At 71.7% G+C, this 19,109-nt stretch carries 15 protein-coding genes and 1 riboswitch; of the genes, 11 read left to right on the top strand and 4 right to left on the bottom strand.

Annotation, left to right across the window (positions count from 1 at the left end; translation table 11 throughout):
• Nucleotides 1-36 precede the first annotated feature (36 nt).
• Nucleotides 37-957, bottom strand: coding sequence for a hypothetical protein (locus FS641_RS12725; protein ID WP_144764335.1), 921 nt, complete (start codon nt 955-957; stop codon nt 37-39).
• A 321-nt stretch (nt 958-1,278) separates the two neighbouring features.
• Here FS641_RS12725 and FS641_RS12720 point away from each other — a divergent pair, with 321 nt between their 5' ends.
• From FS641_RS12720 to FS641_RS12685, 8 genes are all read left to right on the top strand, one after another.
• The gene (locus tag FS641_RS12720) at nt 1,279-2,283 is read left to right on the top strand and encodes an aldo/keto reductase family protein (protein ID WP_144764333.1); all 1,005 of its coding nucleotides are present in this window, start codon (nt 1,279-1,281) and stop codon (nt 2,281-2,283) included.
• 201 nt (nt 2,284-2,484) lie between these two features.
• Nucleotides 2,485-2,961, top strand: coding sequence for a GtrA family protein (locus FS641_RS12715; RefSeq protein WP_260855812.1), 477 nt, complete (start codon nt 2,485-2,487; stop codon nt 2,959-2,961).
• Nucleotides 2,958-4,430 carry a glycosyltransferase family 2 protein gene (locus FS641_RS12710; RefSeq protein WP_144764329.1) on the top strand — a complete coding sequence of 491 codons (1,473 nt, stop codon included), beginning with the start codon at nt 2,958-2,960 and terminating at the stop codon, nt 4,428-4,430. Before FS641_RS12715 ends, FS641_RS12710 begins: the two co-directional genes overlap by 4 nt.
• 8 nt (nt 4,431-4,438) lie before the next feature.
• Nucleotides 4,439-6,412, top strand: a complete 1,974-nt coding sequence (locus FS641_RS18145; protein ID WP_186317744.1) for a glycosyltransferase family 39 protein — start codon at nt 4,439-4,441, stop codon at nt 6,410-6,412.
• A gap of 211 nt (nt 6,413-6,623) precedes the next feature.
• Nucleotides 6,624-7,448 carry a DUF4397 domain-containing protein gene (locus FS641_RS12700; protein ID WP_186317743.1) on the top strand — a complete coding sequence of 275 codons (825 nt, stop codon included), beginning with the start codon at nt 6,624-6,626 and terminating at the stop codon, nt 7,446-7,448.
• 89 nt (nt 7,449-7,537) lie between these two features.
• The gene (locus tag FS641_RS12695) at nt 7,538-8,695 is read left to right on the top strand and encodes a glycosyl hydrolase family 8 (RefSeq protein WP_144764325.1); all 1,158 of its coding nucleotides are present in this window, start codon (nt 7,538-7,540) and stop codon (nt 8,693-8,695) included.
• Nucleotides 8,692-9,366: a class F sortase gene (locus FS641_RS12690; protein WP_186317742.1), complete on the top strand. Its 675-nt coding sequence runs from the start codon at nt 8,692-8,694 to the stop codon at nt 9,364-9,366. Before FS641_RS12695 ends, FS641_RS12690 begins: the two co-directional genes overlap by 4 nt.
• Nucleotides 9,367-9,412: 46 nt before the next feature.
• The gene (locus tag FS641_RS12685) at nt 9,413-10,207 is read left to right on the top strand and encodes a polyprenol monophosphomannose synthase (RefSeq protein WP_144764321.1); all 795 of its coding nucleotides are present in this window, start codon (nt 9,413-9,415) and stop codon (nt 10,205-10,207) included.
• 152 nt (nt 10,208-10,359) lie between these two features.
• On the opposite strand, the gene treZ is transcribed toward FS641_RS12685, so the two are convergent.
• The 3 genes from treZ to glgX are packed head-to-tail and all read right to left on the bottom strand — an operon-like array spanning nt 10,360 to nt 16,963.
• Entirely contained in the window at nt 10,360-12,114 is a 1,755-nt protein-coding gene (treZ, locus tag FS641_RS12680) for a malto-oligosyltrehalose trehalohydrolase (protein ID WP_144764319.1), read from the bottom strand.
• The gene (treY, locus tag FS641_RS12675; protein WP_144764317.1) at nt 12,111-14,684 is read right to left on the bottom strand and encodes a malto-oligosyltrehalose synthase; all 2,574 of its coding nucleotides are present in this window, start codon (nt 14,682-14,684) and stop codon (nt 12,111-12,113) included. Before treY ends, treZ begins: the two co-directional genes overlap by 4 nt.
• Entirely contained in the window at nt 14,681-16,963 is a 2,283-nt protein-coding gene (glgX, locus tag FS641_RS12670) for a glycogen debranching protein GlgX (RefSeq protein ID WP_144764315.1), read from the bottom strand. Before glgX ends, treY begins: the two co-directional genes overlap by 4 nt.
• 73 nt (nt 16,964-17,036) lie before the next feature.
• Here glgX and FS641_RS12665 point away from each other — a divergent pair, with 73 nt between their 5' ends.
• The 3 genes from FS641_RS12665 to FS641_RS12655 all read left to right on the top strand — a co-directional run.
• Nucleotides 17,037-17,357: a hypothetical protein gene (locus tag FS641_RS12665; protein ID WP_144764313.1), complete on the top strand. Its 321-nt coding sequence runs from the start codon at nt 17,037-17,039 to the stop codon at nt 17,355-17,357.
• Between the two features lie 97 nt (nt 17,358-17,454).
• Nucleotides 17,455-17,566, top strand: a riboswitch (TPP riboswitch).
• The gene (locus FS641_RS12660) at nt 17,563-18,201 is read left to right on the top strand and encodes an ECF transporter S component (RefSeq protein WP_144764311.1); all 639 of its coding nucleotides are present in this window, start codon (nt 17,563-17,565) and stop codon (nt 18,199-18,201) included. Its footprint overlaps the riboswitch before it by 4 nt.
• Nucleotides 18,202-18,203: 2 nt before the next feature.
• Nucleotides 18,204-19,109 (top strand): ABC transporter ATP-binding protein (locus tag FS641_RS12655; protein WP_144764619.1); only part of this gene is annotated, 906 nt, incomplete at its 3' end.

The raw sequence follows: 19,109 nt of genomic DNA, 5'->3' as shown, positions 1-19,109 counted from the left end.
TTTGGTTGAAGCGTCAACCATTGTTCATCTCCGGGCCTAGGGCCGCGTGTCGTGGGGTCCTCGCGTGCCCGATTCGACGAGGCGCCGGACGCGCCAGACGAAGCGCTCGATGAGTGGTCCCACGTCGTCGGCCGTCGAGCGCACGAGCCACCAGTCGACGTCCTTCAACCGTTCACCTCGCGTCAGGTCCTTCTTGAACGTCGCCGGGTCGGTGCGGTGCAGATCGCTTTCGTACTCGATCGCCACGCGTGCTTCGGGATATGCCAGGTCGACGCACGCGATCCACTGTCCGTCCACGACCACGTCGTGGTTCAGGACTGGTTCCGGCATGCCCCGGCGCACGAGTGCGAGTCGCGTCCTGGTCTCACCCGGCGACCGAGAGCCACGTCGTACCTCGGCGAGCGCGGCTCGGAGCTTGACGATGCCGCGGGTGCGGGGTCGCCGCCGCACAGCCTCCGCGAGTTCGTCGACCGTGAGCCAACCGAGCCAGCCGACGAGTGCGTCACCCGCGATGACCAGCTCGTCGACGGTCAGGATCGTGCCGAGTGCGACGAAGGTGTCGGCGGGACTGCTGATCGGCACGCCCCGGGAGATCGTCATGCGGACCGTGCCGTACTTCGCGCGGTGACCGACGGCGCCGCGGACACGGAGTGCCTGGTCGGTGCCGATCGTCGTCACGTGCAGCCGTGGATCTCGTTCGATGCGCCGGGGGAGCGGAACGCCGATGATGGCTGCTGCGGTGACGTGGCTGAAGACCTGGTCGGCCCGGAGGCGGGGCGCGAGTGCGCGGGCCCGTTCCTCGACGGTCTGTGGTTGGGCTGCTGAGCGGATGCCGTGGAACGGCTTGTACAGATCGTGCGCTTCGAGTCGGCCTCGGGACACTCCGCGGTGCAGGGCGTCACGCACGCGGAACGAGGCTTGCTGGAGGACCAGCGGAAGTCGGCGTCGGGCGGTCATGGCCACAGCTTCCGTCCGTCGCCGGCGGGCGCACCCAGGTCGACGTCCCTTCGTGGATCGGGAGCGTCGAACCCCCGCTGTGGAGGAATGCCGCCGAGCCGAGCGGGCGAGATACCCGGGTGCTGACCCGAGCCGACCGCGGCATTCCGCCCGCTCGTCTCGGCGCACCCACAAAACTGCCCATCACGCCCGCTCGTCTCGGCGCACCCGCAAAGCCGCCCGTCATGCCCGCTCGTCCACACCCCGACGCCGCACCCGCATCTGTCCACAGGCACCCGCGGAACCCCCCTCCGGGTGGCGGGGTCCAGTAGCGTCGGATCCATGGAATTCAGGTACCTCGGCAACTCGGGACTCAAGGTCTCGGAGATCACCTACGGCAACTGGCTGACGCACGGCTCCCAGGTCGAGAACGACGTCGCCACCCAGTGCGTCCGGGCAGCGCTCGACGCCGGCATCACCACGTTCGACACCGCGGACACGTACGCCAACACCAAGGCCGAGTCCGTCCTCGGCGAAGCGCTCAAGGGCGAGCGTCGGCAGTCGCTGGAGATCTTCACGAAGGTCTACTGGCCGACCGGTCCGAAGGGGCACAACGACGTCGGCCTCAGCCGGAAGCACATCATGGAGTCGATCGACGGTTCCCTGTCGCGGCTCCGAACCGACTACGTCGACCTGTACCAGGCGCACCGGTACGACCACGAGACCCCGCTCGAGGAGACCATGCAGGCCTTCGCCGACGTGGTCCGCCAGGGCAAGGCCCTCTACATCGGCGTGAGCGAGTGGAACGCCGAGCAGATCCGTGCCGGTGCCGCACTGGCGAAGGAGCTCGGGTTCCAGCTCATCTCGAACCAGCCGCAGTACTCGATGCTCTGGCGGGTCATCGAGGGCGAGGTCGTGCCGGCCTCGAAGCAGCTCGGTCTCTCGCAGATCGTCTGGTCGCCGATCGCCCAGGGCGTCCTGACCGGCAAGTACAAGCCCGGCCAGCCGCTGCCCGAGGGTTCCCGCGCCACGGACGAGAAGGGCGGCGCCGACATGATCAAGCGGTTCATGCGCGACGAGGTCCTCGAGGCCGTCCAGCGCCTGCAGCCGGTCGCGGACCAGGCCGGCCTCACGCTGGCCCAGCTCGCCATCGCCTGGACGCTGCAGAACGACAACGTCGCCAGTGCGATCGTCGGAGCATCCCGTCCGGAGCAGGTCACCGACAACGTCAAGGCAGCCGGGGTCACCCTCGACGCGGACGCGCTGTCCGCCATCGACGCGGCCCTCGGCGACATCCCGGAACGCGACGCGACGAAGACCGTCAGCCCGGAGTCGCGCCCCGCGTAACGCGACCGACCGCCCGACGGGAGGCACGGTGCCAGCTGGCACCGTGCCTCCCGTTCGTCGTCCCGCCGCGCAACGGCGCGCCCTGATGAACAACAGATGTCGCGGTTCTGGCAGGCTCCTGGGAACCGCTGTACCCCACCCAAACGGGGGTCACGAGGGCCCCGAATCGTCGGCATGACCTCGACTGACACCCTCGTTGTGGTGCCACCCGGACGAGCGCGTTTCGCGCGCCTGCTGGCGACTGCCCGGCAGCTCGTGTCCTTCGGGACCATCGGCCTGTTCTGCTTCGCGGTCGACCTCGGCGTCTACAACCTGCTGCGCGCGACGGTCCTCGGTGACGCGCCCATCGGCGCGAAGGTCGGCTCCGCCGTCGTCTCCACGACCGTCGCCTGGGTCCTCAACCGCTTCATCACCTTCCGCGCCGAGCGCACCCGCGGCCGCCGCGACACGCTCCGCGAGGGACTGCTCTTCGCGCTCACGAACCTCATCGGGCTCGGCATCGCCGCCGCGTGCCTGTACGTCTCGCACTACCTCCTCGGTTTCACGTCCACCCTCGCCGACAACGTCGCCGGCAACGGGGTCGGTCTGGTCCTCGGCACCGCGTTCCGGTTCGCCGCGTACAAGGCCCTCGTCTTCCGTTCCCACGACGCACGTCGCACGAAGGAGATCGTCGAATGACCGTCATCACGACGCTGATCACGGCCGCAGGGCCGCTGCTCCAGCCGAACGACCCGTCCGGGACGCAGGGGGACGTCCCGAACCGAGGCACCACCGACCTCCCGACGGGAGGCTCGGGGCAGGTCGCGCACACCGCCTGGACGCTGGGCGAATGGGTCGGGTACTCCGCACTCGTCGCCATCTCGGTCCTGCTCACGCTGGTCGCGCTGTCCACGCTCTGGTGGATGCTGCACGCGTGGCGCTCGCGGGACGCGCTCCGCGCGACCAGCTTCAGCGCGACGCCGCGTCCCGCGGCGCACCGCTTCACGCTCCTCGTGCCCGGTCGGCACGAGGAGGAGGTGATGGGCCAGACACTCGACATGCTCGCCTCGCAGGACCACCCCGACTTCGAGATCATCGCGATCGTCGGTGAGGACGACCCCGGCACCGACCGGGTCGTCCGTGAGGCCGCCGCGCGACACCCCGACCTCATCAAGGTGGTCGTGGACGACACCCTGCCGAAGAACAAGCCGAAGGCGATGAACCTCGCGCTCCAGTACGCGACCGGCGACGTCGTCGGCGTGTTCGATGCCGAGGACGAGGTGTACCCGCACCTGCTGACCCTCGTCGACTCGCGCTTCCAGGAGACCGGCGCCGACGTCGTCCAGGGCGGCGTGCAGCTGATGAACTTCAAGTCGAGCTGGTGGTCGCTCCGCAACGTGCTCGAGTACTACTTCTGGTTCCGCTCGCGTCTGCACTTCCACGCGGAGTCGAAGTTCATCCCGCTCGGCGGCAACACCGTGTTCGTGACGAAGGAGCGTCTGGACTGGTCGAACGGCTGGGACGCGCACTGCCTGGCCGAGGACTGCGAGCTCGGCGTCCGGCTGTCCGCCGACGGCGCCAAGGTCGTCGTCGCGTACAGCCCGGAGGCCGTCACCCGTGAGGAGACCCCGCCGACCTTCGCGTCCCTGCTCAAGCAGCGCACGCGCTGGAACCAGGGCTTCCTGCAGGTACTCGAGAAGGGGGAGTGGAAGCAGCTCCCGACGCTGAAGCAGCGCTTCTTCGCCCGGTACCTGCTCACGATGCCGTTCATCCAGGCGGCGACCGGCCTGCTCATCCCGCTCAGCGTGGTGATGATCGCGTTCGTCAAGGTCCCGACGGCGATCGCCCTCGTCTCGTTCATCCCGCTCGCGCCGACGTTGATGCTCCTCGCGGTCGAGATCGCCGGACTCGGGGAGTTCGGACGGCTCTACCAGGAGAAGGTCCGCGTGCGGGACTACGTCAAGCTCGTGCTCGGTCTGGTGCCGTACCAGGTGTTCCTCGCCGCAGCAGCCGTGCGCGCCGTCGTCCGGCACGCCCGCGGGCAGAACGGCTGGGAGAAGACCGAGCACACCGGGCAGCACCGTGGTGCCCAGCAGCCCGAGGTCGTCGGTTTCCCGTCAGCGGTGACCGAGTCGGCCCTCGCCTCGACCGCGGGAGGGACCCGATGACCGCCAGCATGACCAACACGACCGGCATCCCGATCCGGGGCACCGCCGGACGGTCCGGCGTCGGTGCGTGGTTCGGCGTGCACGCCAGGAGCCTGGCGTGGGTGCTCCCCGTCGTCGCGATCGCCGCCGTGGTGCAGGCCTGGAACATGGGAGGCACCCCGCAGCGCATCGACGACGAGGGGACCTACACCGCCCAGGCCTGGGCGATCACCCATCTCGGCGAGCTCACGCACTACACGTACTGGTACGACCACCCGCCGCTCGGGTGGATCCAGATCGCCGGGTACACGTCGCTGACCGGAGCGTTCGCCCGGTACCCGTTCGCCGTCGAGGCAGCGCGGGAGGCGATGGTCTTCTTCGCCGCCGTGTCCGCCGTGCTCGTGTTCGTGCTCGGCCGCCGACTCGGGATGTCCCGTCCGGCGAGTGCCGTCGCCGTGCTGGTGTTCGGGCTGTCGCCGCTCGCGCTGCAGTACCACCGCACGGTGTACATCGACAACGTCGCGACGCCGTGGCTCCTCGCCGCGTTCGTCCTCGTCCTCAGCCGGCGGCAGCAGCTCGCCGGGTTCGTCGGGGCCGCCGCGTGCCTCGGTGTCGCGGTGCTCAGCAAGGAGACCTACCTGCTCGCGCTGCCGTTCCTCATCTGGATGGCGGTGCGGCGGTCCGACCGGAGCACGCGTCGCTACACGCTCAGCGTCGCCGGGGCCGTGCTCGCGGTGATCGGCGGCGGGTACGTGCTGCTCGCCGCGGTGAAGGGAGAACTCCTGCCCAGTGCCGGCAAGGTCAGCCTGCTGCAGGGCATCACGTACCAGCTCGGGAGCCGGCAGGCCAGCGGGTCCGTGTTCACGGGCGGCAGCCTGGCGAACGAGGCCGCCTCCCAGTGGTGGGCGCTCGACCCGGTGTTCATCGTGCTCGGCTCGGCCGCCGCGGTCGTGGGGCTGTTCCTGCGCCGGGTCCGACCGATCGCCGCGATGCTCGTCTTCCTGCTGCTGTTCATGTTCCGGCCGAACGGGTACCTGCCCGTGCCGTACGTCATCATGCTCGTCCCGTTCGCGGCGGTCCTCGTCGCCTTCGTCGCCGAGCGTGCGGTCCTCGCGGTCACCGGGCAGACCGCGTTCCGAGCACGGAACCGCGTCCGCGGTGCCGGGCGTCGCGTCCTCGGCGGGACGTGGGCACTCGTCACCGCAGCCGCCCTCGTGGTCGCCGTCCCGCTCTGGGGCTCCCAGCTCCGCGGCTTCCTCGTCACCGACCTCGACCGTCCGATGGCGCAGGCGGAGACCTGGATCAACGACAACGTCGACAAGCGCTCCCGGATGCTCGTGGACGACGCGATGTGGGTCGACCTGGTGAACGACGGCTTCGCGCGCAACAACGTCGTCTGGTACTACAAGCTCGACACCGACGGGGCTGTGGAACGCCAGTCGCCGAACGGCTGGAAGGACTCCGACTACGTCGTGACGACCGACTCGATGCGCACCGGCGGCAACTCCTCGCCAGACGTCCGACGGGCGATCCAGAACTCGACGACCGTCGCGTCCTTCGGCACCGGCAACCAGCAGGTCGACGTGCGGCAGATCAACGCCGAGGGGCAGGCCGCTGCCCAGCGGGCGACCACGCGGGCTGCGGATCAGCGGAAGACGCTCGGCACACAGCTCGCGGGCAACCCCGCGCTCCAGGCCGACTCCGGCACCCGGTCGCAGTTCCGGGCCGGTCAGGTCGACGCCCGCGCGATGCTCGCCCTCGGGCAGGTGCTCGCGGGCGACCGCGTCCGGGTCGATCGCTTCACACCCCTCACGGGCGAGGACGGCCAGACGTTCCGCCGGGTCGTGATGCACGTGTCGGACGATGCCACCGCCGAACGGACCGCTGCGACCCTGCGCGCGACGACCAGTGCGTTCCGCCCGAGTTCGGTCGAGCGCGACGGCAGCACCCTCACCGTCGTGTTCCCCGCGAGCAACCCGACCACCACTCCGCTCGGTGCCTGACCGCGCGGACGGACCCGGAGCGGCCCGACCCGGCGACGAGCCCGTCCGTCCCGGTCGAGCGGGCGGGATGCCCGGGTCGGCCGCCCGCCGGACCGCGGCATTCCGCCCGCTCGACCAACCGCGCTCGCCCAACGCACCCGCCCGACCGCACCGCACCCGGCCCGCACGCACCCGCACCGAACCCCCTGACCCGACACGAAGGAGCACCACCATGCACACCTCCGCACACCCCTCCCGCCGCCGCCTGGCGATCGTCGGCGCGCTCGCCGCGACCCTCGTGGCCGGTGCCGTCGGCCTCGCGGCACCGCAGCCCGCCAGCGCCGCCACCGCTGACGGCTGGCTGCGCGTCGGCCACCTCTCCCCGGACACCAAGGGCGTCGACGTCGAGCTGTCGAGCCTCGCCGGCGGAACGAAGGTCTTCGAGCTCGACGACGTCACCTACGGCCAGGTCAGCCCGTACACCGAGGTCCCGGCCGGCACGTACGTGCTCTCGATGCGCGCTGCGGACGCCCCGGACTCGACGCCGGTCATCTCCACGGACGTCACCGTGCAGGGCGGGAACGCGAGCACCGTCGTCGCGTACGGCAAGAACGCGGGCCTCAAGACGGCCGCGTTCACGGACGACCTCCAGCAGCCGGGCGACGGCAAGTCGAAGCTCCGGCTCGTCCAGGCCGCGACGACCGCGAAGAAGGTCGACGTCAGCACCTCCACCGGGACCACGATCGCCTCGGACGCGGCGTTCGGCACGGCGACGAAGTACGCCACCGTCGATGCGGGCGAGTGGGACCTCGACCTCTCGGGAGGCGGGCAGACCGGTACCGCCGACGTCGACCTCGCGGGCAACACGGTCTCCACCCTGTTCGTCCTCGACGACAGCAAGGGCGACCTGACGGTCGTCCCGGTCACCGACGCGGCCGCCACCGCCTCGACCCCGACCGGCGGTGTGCAGACCGGCGGGGGCGGCACCGCCGCCGACCGCCCCGCGACGGAGGCCGTGCACGCGGCCGTCCGCGCCGTCCGCGCACTGTTCCACTGACCCGGACTGGAGGCTCGGCTCACCCCCGCCTGACCGGCCGAGGTGATCCGAGCCTCCAGGCCCGACCCCACCAGCAGGAAGCAGGCCCCATGACCCGCAGGAACTGGATCCCCGTGACCGCTGTCGGACTGGCCGCGGTCCTCGTCGCCGGCGGCATCGCCGTCGCCGCCGTGCACCCCTGGTCCGACGCCCGCCCCGATGCCGGACCGGCGGCGACCCCGACGTCGACCACCCCGCCGAGCGGGACGCGGTCCGCGGCGCAGCTCCGCGCCGACTTCCTCGACCGCTACGTGGACGGCGGCCGCGTCGTCCGCCACGACCAGGGCGGCGACACCGTCAGCGAGGGGCAGGCGTACGGCCTGCTCATCGCCTACGCGTCCGGCGATCGCGACCGCTTCGGCGCCATCTGGTCGTGGACGGAGCGGCACATGCTCACGGACGACTCGCTGCTCGCATGGCGGTGGACCGCGGACGACGGGGTGGTGGACGAACAGTCCGCGAGCGACGCCGACCTCGACACCGCCCGGGCCCTGGTCCTGGCCGGGAAGGCGTGGGGGGACGACCGGTACACGAGGGCGGGCCGGACGATGGCCGCGGCGGTCCTCGACCACGAGACCGCCACGACGGACCTCGGTCGGATCCTGCTGCCCGGGCCGTGGGCCGACTCCGAGCCGTACCGGTACGACGCCTCGTACGCGTCGCCCGCGGCGTACCGGGTGCTCGCGGCCGCGACCGGCGACCCGCGCTGGACGGAGCTCGAGCGGGGGTCGAGCGCGGTGACCGCCGCGGTGTTGGCGAAGACGGACCTGCCGAGTGACTGGTCGCAGGTGCACGCGGACGGCAGCGTCGACCCGATGCCCGCGGGCGGTGGCGACGGTCGCGTGCTGTACGGCTACGACGCGATGCGCATGCCGCTCCGGTACGCGGAGGCGTGCACCGCGTCGGACCGCCACCTCGCGGCGTCGATCGCGCCGACCCTCCGCCGGAGCACGCAGCTGGCGGCGCAGCTCGACCTCGGCGGCACGGCCGTCACGGGGGACCGCAGCGCCCTCGCGTACGCAGCACGTGCCGCAGCCGAGCAGGCGTCCGGGGCGACGGGGGCGGCGACCACCGACCTCGAGCGCGCGGATCGCACCTCGGCGACGACACCCACCTACTACGGCGACGCGTGGGCCGCACTCGGCGCGACCATGCTGACCTCGGACGTGCTCGGTGGGTGCGGTACCGCCGGTGGGAGCGACTCGTGAGCGGGCGCCGGTCCGGCGGGCGCTGGGCGGCCATCGCGGCGGGGGCGGCCGTGGTCGTGGCCGCCGGGGCGGTCGTGACCGGGGTCGCCGTCGCCGGCGGGAACGGGACCGCGAGCGCACCGTCGGCCAGCGCGACGAGTGCACCGGCCCGTCAGGGCTCGTCGGCCGCCCGCGACCGTGACATCGCCGGGTTCCAGGACCCGGCAGCGCCCGCCGCCCGTGCCGCGGTCACACCGACGCGGGTGGCGATCCCCGCGATCGGCGTCGACGCCGCGCTCGAGGACCTCCACCGCGGCGCCGCCGGCGAGCTCGATCCGCCGACCGGGTGGGACGACGCCGGCTGGTTCAGCGACGGCATCGTGCCCGGTGAGGTCGGCCCCGCCGTGATCGCCGGGCACGTCGACAGTCCGACGAGCGCCGCGGTGTTCTTCCGGCTCGACGAGCTGGTCGCGGGGGACCAGGTGCACGTGCAGATGTCGGACGGCAGCACCCGCACGTTCACGGTCGACCGCACCGAGCGGGCGGCGAAGTCGGCGTTCCCGACGAGCGACGTCTACGGATCGTCGCCGACCCCGGACCTGCGGCTGATCACGTGCGACGGGACGTTCGACACGGCCACAGGGCACTACACGGACAACCTGATCGTGTTCGCATCGCTGTCAGGGCAGTGACGCAGCACACCCGCCATATGTTGGACACGAGTCACCGAGGAGCGACATGAGCGAGACCCTGGTCATCATCCCGACCTACGACGAAGCCGAGAACGTGCGTCCCATCGTGGCGCGCACCCTCGCGGCCACCGACGACAGCGTCCACGTGCTCGTCGTCGACGACAACTCCCCGGACGGCACCGGCGACATCGCCGACGCGATCGCGACCGAGACCGACCGGGTGCACGTGCTGCACCGCACCGTGAAGGACGGCCTCGGCGGCGCGTACCTCTCCGGGTTCGCGTGGGGTCTCGAGCACGGGTACGACAAGCTCGTCGAGATGGACGCCGACGGGTCGCACCACCCGGAGTACCTGCCGTGGCTCATCGAGCTCGCGGACACGAACGACCTCGTGCTCGGGTCCCGCTGGGTCGCCGGCGGCGAGGTCGAGAACTGGCCGTGGTACCGGGAGCTCCTCTCCCGCGGCGGCAACCTCTACACGCGCATCGCGCTCGGCATCGCCGTCCGCGACGCGACCGGCGGCTTCCGGGTCTTCACCCGTGCGGCACTGCAGCGGATCGACCTCGACGGCATCGCCTCGAAGGGGTACTGCTTCCAGGTCGACCTGTGCTGGCGTGCCCTCGAGGCGGGTCTGCGCATCGTGGAGACCCCGATCACCTTCACCGAGCGGGAGTTCGGCGTCTCCAAGATGAGCGGGAACATCGTCCGCGAGAGCCTGACCCTCGTCACGAAGTGGGGCATCGACCGCCGCATCCGCGAGGTCCGTGCCCTGGCGAAGGAGCACAAGCCGCTCCCGTCGGTCCGCCGCAACGCCCACGCGGTGGCGAACCCGATCCGCTGACCCCGGCGGAACACCGAACCCGCAGCACGCGCGAGCCCGGCACGCGCGCGCAGCACGTGCAAGCCCGCCGCGCGCGCAGCACGAGCACGAGCACGACCACACGCAGCTCGGGGCGGGGCCGATCCGACCCCGCCCCGAGTTCACGTGGCCCGTCAGCGCAGGACGACGACCCCGCGCCCGCTGAACCGGACGTCGTCCCCGTCGACCGAGGCCGCACCGAACGCGTACAACACCTCGCCAGACGCCCCCGGGACCGGCACGGTCGCCGCGTCGTCGAGGAAGTTCACGACCACGTGCACGGGTCGCACGGTCGGGCCGAGGAGCCCCCGCGTCAGCACGAGCCAGCGACGGTCCTCACTGAAGCGGACGGCGTTCGCCTCGTACCGGTCGTCGACGAAGGCCTCGTCGGTCCGGCGCAGGGCGACGAGCACCCGGTAGGCCCGGAGGATCTCCGCACCGCGCGGGGACGTCACGTCGGCCCAGTCGAGCTTCGAGTTCCGGAACGTCGCCGGGTCCTGCGGGTCCGGCACGGCGGACTCGTCCCAGCCGTGCGACGCGAACTCCTTGATCCGGCCCTCGGCGGTGACCTTGCCGAGCTCCGGTTCCGGGTGCGACGTGAAGAACTGCCACGGCGTCGACGCGGCGAACTCCTCGCCCATGAAGAGCATCGGCGTGAACGGGCCGAGCAGGGTCAGCGCCGCCGCGATCACGAGCCCCTCGTCGGACAGCGTCGCCGCGAGTCGGTCGCCGGCTGCGCGGTTGCCGATCTGGTCGTGGTTCTGGTTCGCCACGACGAGTGCCGTCGCCGGTGAGGTTCCGCGGTCGATCGGTCGTCCGTGTCGCTTGCCGCGGAACGAGGACCACGTTCCGTCGTGGAAGAAGCCGTGCTCGAGCACCTTCGCCAGTGCCGACAGCGGCGCGAAGTCGGCGTAGTACCCGGTCGTCTCGCCCGTCAGGGCGACGTGGACGGCGTGGTGGAAGTCGTCCGACCACTGCCCGGCGAGCCCGTAGCCGCCGGCCTCCTGCGACCGGAACATGACCGGGTCGTTGAGGTCGGACTCCGCGATCAGCGAGAGCGGCTTCCCGGTGAACGCCGAGAACGCCGAGGTCTCCGATGCCATCGCCTGCAGCACGTGCGGCCGGGTGGTGTCGCGGATCGCGTGCACCGCGTCGAGCCGGAGCCCGTCGACGTGGTGGTCGCGGAACCACATCCGCACGTTGTCGAGGACGTACCGCCGGACCTCGGGGAGCTCGACGTTGACCGAGTCGCCCCACGTGTTCGCCAGGCCCTGCACGAGGTACGGCCCGTAGAGCGGCAGGTAGTTGCCGCTCGGTCCGAGGTGGTTGTAGACGACGTCCTGGATCACACCGAGGCCGAGCGCGTGCGCCCGGTCGACGAACCGGTCGTAGGCGTCCGGCCCGCCGTAGGGCGCGTGCACCGCGTACCAGGCGACCCCGTCGTAGCCCCAGTTCCACTCGCCGTTGACGCCGTTCACCGGCAGCAGCTCGACGAACTCGACGCCGAGCTCGACCAGGTGGTCGAGCTTCGCGGCCGCGGCGTCGAGGGTGCCCTCCGGGGTGTAGGTCCCGACGTGCATCTCGTAGATCACGGCACCGCGGGCGGGTCGGCCGGTCCAGGCGTCGTCCGTCCACGAGAAGCGCTCGGGGTCGACGACCTCGGACGGGCCGTGCACCCCCTCCGGCTGGTACCGGCTGCGCGGGTCGGGACGCACGGCGTCGTCGTCGTCGATCCGGAACCCGTAGCGGGCGCCGACGTGGGGGAGCACCGCGTCGGTGCTCCACCAGTCGTCGTCACCGCGGGTCAGCGGGTACTCGGTGCCGTCGACGACGAGCCGCACCCGTTCCGGGGTCGGCGCCCACACGGCGTAGCGGTCGGGTGCGGTCATGCGTGACCCTCCAGGATGTCGATGTCGGCCTGCGCGTCGGTCTCGCCGGCGTCGGTTGCGTCGTGGTCCGGTGCACCCGCACGGGAGGAACGGGTCGCGTCCGCCGCGTCCGTCGCGTCGGAGACGCGGCCGGTCTCGTCGACGTCGGTCGCCGGGACCAGCAGGGCCACGGGGTAGGTGGTGAGCAGCTCGGCGAGCGCGATGCCCCTGGTCGCCGGGACGAGCCTCCCGGTCAGGACGTCGACGCGGTCGACCGGAGCCGGGTGGATGCAGGTGTCGCCCCAGCCACCGACCTGCTCCAGGCCGAGCGGCAGACGGGTGGCGACGGTGACGGCGCCGCCGCGGTCGAAGGCGACCACGTGGTCCGCGGCGCTGCCGGTGGCCTCGATCGGCAGGTAGCGGGTGAAGAGCTCACGGTGGTCGCGGCGGAGCCGTAGCGCCCTGGTGGTGACCAGGAGCTTCGCGGCACCGTCGAGCCCGATGGCCGGCAGCTGTTCCGGACCGTCGTCGTCTGGTCCGTCGAGCTCCGCGAGGACGTGCCGGCGCTCGGCGTAGTCGACGGCGCGCCGGTTGTCCGGGTCGACCAGCGAGCGGTCCCAGAACTCGGTGCCCTGGTAGACGTCGGGGACGCCGGGCATGGTCAGCTGCACGAGCTTCACGCCGAGGCCGTTCGACCAGCCGGCCGCGTCGATCCTGGTGTCGAGCTCGTCGAGCACGGCCACGACGGCGTCGTCGTCGTACGCCGCGTCGACCAGTGCGTGCATCCGGCCCTCGAACGCCTCGTCCGGCTCGGTCCACGTGGTGCTGTTCCCGGCCTCGCGCGAGGCCTTCTCGGCGTAGGCGTGCATCCGCTCCCGGCTCGCCGGGCGCGCGCCGACGATGGCCTGCCAGAGCAGGTTCGCGAACACCTCGTCCTCGAGCGGCGCCAGGGCGTGCAGCTTCCGGAACGTCGCGGTCCACTCGTCGCCGAGCTCCGCGAGCACGGCGATCCGGGCGCGGGTGTCCTCGCTGCGCTTGGTGTCGTGCGTGGTGAGGGTCGTCATCGTGTGCGGCCAGCTCGCCAGGCGTTCGCGCTGCGCCGCGTGGAAGTCGTCCGGGGTGGCGGCGAAGACGCTCGGGTCGCCGCCCACCTCGCTCAGCGAGCTGAGCTTGGCGGTGCGGTAGAACGCGGTGTCCTCGACGCCCTTCGCCATCACCATGCCGGTGGTCTGCTGCAGGCGCATCGCGGCGGCGTGCGACGGGTCGATCAGCGCCGGGGCGATCCGGTCGATGACGTCCGCCAGGTCGGGACGGGTCTCGGCGGCCTGCTCGAGCGCGCTGATCAGGTGGTGGGCGCCCTCGGGCAGGTACGTGCGGTACACGTCGAAGGACGCGATGACCTCGGCGAGGGCGTCGACGAGCCGGGCGTGCTCGGTGTCGGTCGTGGCGGGGTCGCCCTCGGTCGTGGCGGGGTCGCCGTCGGTCGTGGCGGTGTCGCCGGCCGTCGTGGCGGTGCTCGCGCCGGCCGGGGCCTCGAGCAGGCGGGCGAGCCGCTCGACCTCGCTGCCGAGGATGCCCTCCGCGATGCCGCGCCGGGTGTCGTGCGTCAGGGCCTGCCAGTCGGCGGGCTCGTCCGGCACCGTGGCCCAGAGCGCGTCCTCGCCGCGCGGGTCGACGAACAGCCGGTCCACCACGCCGAGCGCGTCGTAGCCGGTCGTACCGTCGACGGGCCAGCTCGCCGGGAGCTCCTCGCCGGGCTCCAGGATCTTCTCGACGAGCGTGTACGCGCCGCCGGTGAGCTCCGACAGGTCCTGCAGGTACCCAGCCGGGTCGTACAGGCCGTCCGGGTGGTCGATGCGGAGGCCGTCCACGAGTCCGTCGCGGAACCAGCTGCCGATCACGGTGTGGGAAGCCGCGAACACCTCCGGGTCCTCGACGCGGATCGCCGCGAGCGTGTTCACCGCGAAGAACCGTCGATAGTTCAGGTCGTGGTCGGCGCGCTTCCAGTGCACGAACTCGTAGTGCTGCCGGGCGTGCACCGTCTCCACGTCGTCGCCGTCGTGCACCGTGCCGGGCGCCGTGGGGTAGGCGGTCTCGCCGACGCGGAGCACCGCACCGGTGCCGTCGGCGTCGGCGCGACCGGTGTCGAGCGTCACCGCCTCGAGGAGTCGGTCGTCGAGGACCGGGATGCGGATCCGCCCGCCGCCGGCCTGCCAGTCGACGTCGAACGCCGACGCGAGCGGGGACCCCTGGCCGTGGGTCAGGAGCGACCACCACCACGGGTTCACCTCGGGGGTGGCGACACCGACGTGGTTCGGGACGACGTCGACGAGCACGCCGAGGCCGGCCGCGTGCGCCGCCTCCGCGAGGACGCGGAACGCCGCGTCGCCGCCGCGCTCGTCGTCGACGTGGGTGTGGTCGACGACGTCGTAGCCGTGCGCCGAGCCCGGTTCGGCCTGCAGCACGGGGGAGAGGTACAGCCAGTCGGCACCGAGGTCGCGGACGTAGCCCACCACGTCGGTCGCCGCAGACAGGTCGAAGTCCGGGGAGACCTGCAGGCGGTAGGTGGAGACGGGGACACGGCGGGTCATCGCTTGCCTTCCTGGGCGGTGGCCGGCGCGGTGCCGGGAGAGGTGGGGGTGGTGCCGGCCGTGTCGCTCGGCGCGGACGACCCGGCGGGGTTCGCCGGCGTGACGGCGTCCAGCGTGGTCGGCGCGGCCTGCTCCCGGACGTCCGGGTCGACCGGGGTCGTCGTGACCTCGTGGTCCGGCTCCTCGCGCAGCACGATCATCGAGCGTGCCGGGACGTCGAGCGGGCTGCCGGCGTCGAGCACCTCGTCGCGGGCACCCGGGTCGGCGGTGTCGATCCGGACGGTCCACCCGGGGGCGTACTCCTCCGGTGGCAGCGTGAACGTCACGGTGTCGTCGTGCGCGTTGAAGTAGGTGATGAACGCCACGTCGGTGACGCGCTCGCCGCGGGCGTCGCGTCCGCGGATGCCGAGCCCGTTGAGGTACATGCCGACGCTCTTGCCGAAGCCGGAGTCCCAGTCCTCCGGCTCCATCGCCTCGCCGGACGGCGTCAACCACACCACGTCGGGCAGCGGCTCGTCCTGCCCGCGGCGGACCGGACGGCCGTTGAAGTACCGGGTGCGACGGAACGTCGGGTGGTCGTGGCGGAGCTTCGTGACCTCGGCCGTGAACTGGATGAGGTCGTCGTCCGCGGCGGCCCAGTCGATCCAGCTCACCGCGGAGTCCTGGGCGTACACGTTGTTGTTCCCCGACTGGGTCCGCCCGAGTTCGTCACCGTGGGCGATCATCGGGACGCCCTGGCTCAGCAGCAGGGTCGCGAGGAAGTTCCGACGACGCTGCAGGCGCAGCGCGTTCACCTCGGGGTCGTCGGTCGGCCCCTCGACGCCGGAGTTCCACGACCGGTTGTGGCTCTCGCCGTCGTTGTTGTCCTCGCCGTTCGCCTCGTTGTGCTTCTCGTTGTAGGCGACGAGGTCGTACATCGTGAAGCCGTCGTGCGCGGTGATGAAGTTGATGCTCGCCTTCGGCGTCCGGCCGTCGTGCTCGTACAGGTCGGCCGAGCCGGAGATGCGCGACGCGAACTCGCCGAGCGTCGACGACTCGCCCCGCCAGAAGTCGCGGACGGTGTCGCGGTACTTGCCGTTCCACTCAGACCACTGGGGCGGGAAGTTGCCCACCTGGTAGCCGCCGGGACCGACGTCCCACGGCTCGGCGATGAGCTTCACCTGCGACACGATCGGGTCCTGCTGCACGAGCTCGAAGAACGCCGACAGCCGGTCGACCTCGTAGAACTCGCGGGCGAGCGCCGCCGCCAGGTCGAAGCGGAAGCCGTCGACGTGCATCTCGGTCACCCAGTACCGCAGCGAGTCCATGATGAGCTGCAGCGAGTGCGGGTGCCCGACGTTGAGCGAGTTGCCCGTGCCCGTCGTGTCCATGTAGTAGCGCTTGTCGTCGTCGACGAGGCGGTAGTAGGCGGCGTTGTCGATGCCACGGAACGACAGGGTCGGGCCGAGGTGGTTGCCCTCCGCCGTGTGGTTGTAGACGACGTCGATGACGACCTCGATGCCGGCGCGGTGCAACTCGCGCACCATCGTCTTGAACTCCTGCACCTGCTGCCCACCGTCGCCTGAGGACGAGTAGTGCGAGTGCGGCGCGAAGAAGCCGATCGTGTTGTAGCCCCAGTAGTTCGACAGCCCCTTCTCCTGGAGCGTCGAGTCGTTGACGAACTGGTGCACCGGCATGAGCTCGAGCGTCGTGACGCCGAGTCGCTGCAGGTGCTGGATGACCGCCGGGTGTGACACCCCCGCGTACGTGCCGCGCTGCTCCTCCGGCACGTCCGGGTGCGTCTGCGTGAGGCCCTTGACGTGCGCCTCGTAGATGACCGTCTCGCCGTACGGGATCCGCGGAGCGCGGTCGCCCTGCCAGTCGAAGAACGGGTTGATCACCACGCCCTTCACCATGTGCGCGGCGGAGTCCTCGTCGTTCGTGGAGTCCGGGTCGCCGAACTGGTAGGAGAACAGTGCCTGGTCCCAGTCGATGTCCCCGCTCGTCGCCTTGGCGTACGGGTCGAGGAGCAGCTTCGCCGGGTTGCAGCGGGCTCCGGAGGCCGGGTCGTACGCGCCGTGCACCCGGTAGCCGTAGAGCTGCCCCGGTCCGACGTTCGGGAGGTACGCGTGCCAGACGTAGGCGTCGACCTCGACGAGGGGGACGCAGGTCTCGGTGCCGTCCTCGTCGAACAGACAGAGCTCCACGCGCTCGGCGACCTCGCTGAAGAGCGCGAAGTTCGTCCCGCTCCCGTCGTAGGTCGCGCCGAGCGGGTAGGGGTTGCCGGGCCAGGTGTGCAATCGATCCTCCAGAGTGGGTCGAGCCAACCGTATCCACGCGTCCCTGTGCTGTCCGCGGAGTAGCCTCGCCCGCATGGCCAACATCGTCACGCAGATCGCAGACAAGGTGCGCCCGATCGGCGTCTCCACCAACTACGGGGACCCGGTCGAGGTCGGCGACCAGACCCTCATCCCGGTGTCCCTCGGCTGGTTCGGCTTCGGCGGCGCCGGGGACGACGCCTCCGGCGGCGGCGGCGCGGGCGGTGTCGCCGTCCCGATCGGCGCCTACGTCCGCCGGCCGGGCAAGGACCTCGAGTTCGAACCGAACCTCATCGCGCTCATGGCCGTCAGCATCCCGCTGGTCTGGACCACCGGCACCGTGCTCCGGAAGCTGGTCCGCGTCCTCAAGAAGTGACCCACCGACGGCCTGGAGGCTCGTGGCGGCCCCGCCACGCGCCTCCAGGCCGTAATCATGGACCGCGACCCACCTGCTCGCGTTCCGTCTAGACTGGCAGGACACACACGGGAGTCCGGGATCGCCGGGCTGAGAGGGAGCGAGTGGCGCTCCGACCGTCGAACCTGATCCGGGTCATGCCGGCGCAGGGAGGAGTCCGAGCATCATGCTGTCGAGCACGCAGTCCGTCATCCGTCCCACCCGTTCGCTGCGCTGGCGGGTCGTCGACATCGTCGTCGCGAGTGTCCTCGCCGTCGCCGTCGGGGTCGTCTTCAAGCTCTGGGAGTTCGGGTACGAACCCCTCTCCGCCGCCGTCGCGCTGCTGCTGCCCGGCACGCAGGCGCTCTTCGGCGGGGTCTGGCTCCTCGCCGGACCCATCGTGGCGATCATCGTGCGGAAGCCCGGCGCCGCGCTGTTCGCCGAGATCGTCGCCGCCAGTGTCGAGGCGCTCTTCGGCACGCAGTGGGGCTGGACCACGCTCGAGGCCGGCCTCGTGCAGGGACTCGGCGCCGAGATCGTCCTCGCGCTCTTCCTCTACCGGGTCTACCGGCTGCCCGTCGTGGTGCTCGCCGGTGCCGCAGCCGGTCTCGCGCTGGGCATCAACGACTCGGTGCTCTGGTACCCGGGGCTCGACGTCGCGTTCAAGACCGTCTACATCATCTCCGCGACGATCTCCGGAGCGGTGATCGCCGGCGCCGGGTCGTGGCTCATCGTGCGGGCGCTCGCGAGGACCGGGGTGCTGTCCGCGTTCGCGGTGGGGCGCGAGCACGCCGTGCAGCACGCCCGCACCTCCCCGGCGGCGTGAGCGTGCCGGGCGCTGCTGCTGGTGCTGCCGCTGCTGCCGCTCGGGTCGTCTTCCGGGACTGGGGGTGGCGGTACGCCGGGCGCTCTGCCTGGGCGGTCCGCGGCGTCGACCTGACGGTGGAGCCCGGCGAACGCGTCGCCGTCGTCGGTGCGTCCGGTGCGGGCAAGTCCACGCTCCTCCGGGCGATCGCGGCCGTGCTGCCCGACGAACCCGACCCCGCCGACGACGCCGCCGCCGCCGTCTCCGGCACGCTGCTCGTCGACGGCGTCGCCCCCGGGGAGGTCCGCGGTCGCGTCGGGCTCGTCATGCAGGACCCCGAGGCCCACACCGTGATGTCCCGCGTGGGCGACGACGTCGCGTTCGGCTGCGAGAACACCGGGGTCCCACGACCGGAGATCTGGCAGCGCGTGCGGTCCGCCCTCGACGTCGTCGGGCTGGACCTGGCGCTCGACCGGTCCACCACGATGCTCTCCGGCGGGCAGCGGCAGCGACTGGCGCTCGCCGGGGTGCTCGCGATGCGTCCGGGAGCGCTCGTGCTCGACGAACCGTGCGCGAACCTCGACCCGTCCGGAGTCGTCCAGGTCCACGACGCCGTCCGGGCGCTGCTCGACGACACCGGCGCGACGATGCTCGTCGTGGAGCACCGGATCGGCACGTGGCTCGACCTGGTCGACCGGTTGGTGCTCCTCGAACCAGGAGGAGGCGTCGTCGCGGACGGCGCTCCCGACGAGGTGCTCCGCGCCCACGGGGAGGCCCTGACGGCAGCGGGCGTGTGGGTCCCCGGCGCGGAGCCCGCGCGCGGCTCTGCTCGTGCCGCACGTGCCGGGCGCGCCGGGGCCGGCGGGGCTGGCGCGCCGGGTCTCGCCGCGCCGGGTCTCGCTGCGCCGGGTCTCGCTGCGCCGGGTCGA

Source organism: Curtobacterium sp. 9128, from assembly GCF_007673775.1.
Classification (GTDB): domain Bacteria; phylum Actinomycetota; class Actinomycetes; order Actinomycetales; family Microbacteriaceae; genus Curtobacterium.
The sequence above is the reverse complement of the archived record's forward strand: the minus strand, read 5'-3'. Positions and strand labels throughout refer to the sequence as shown.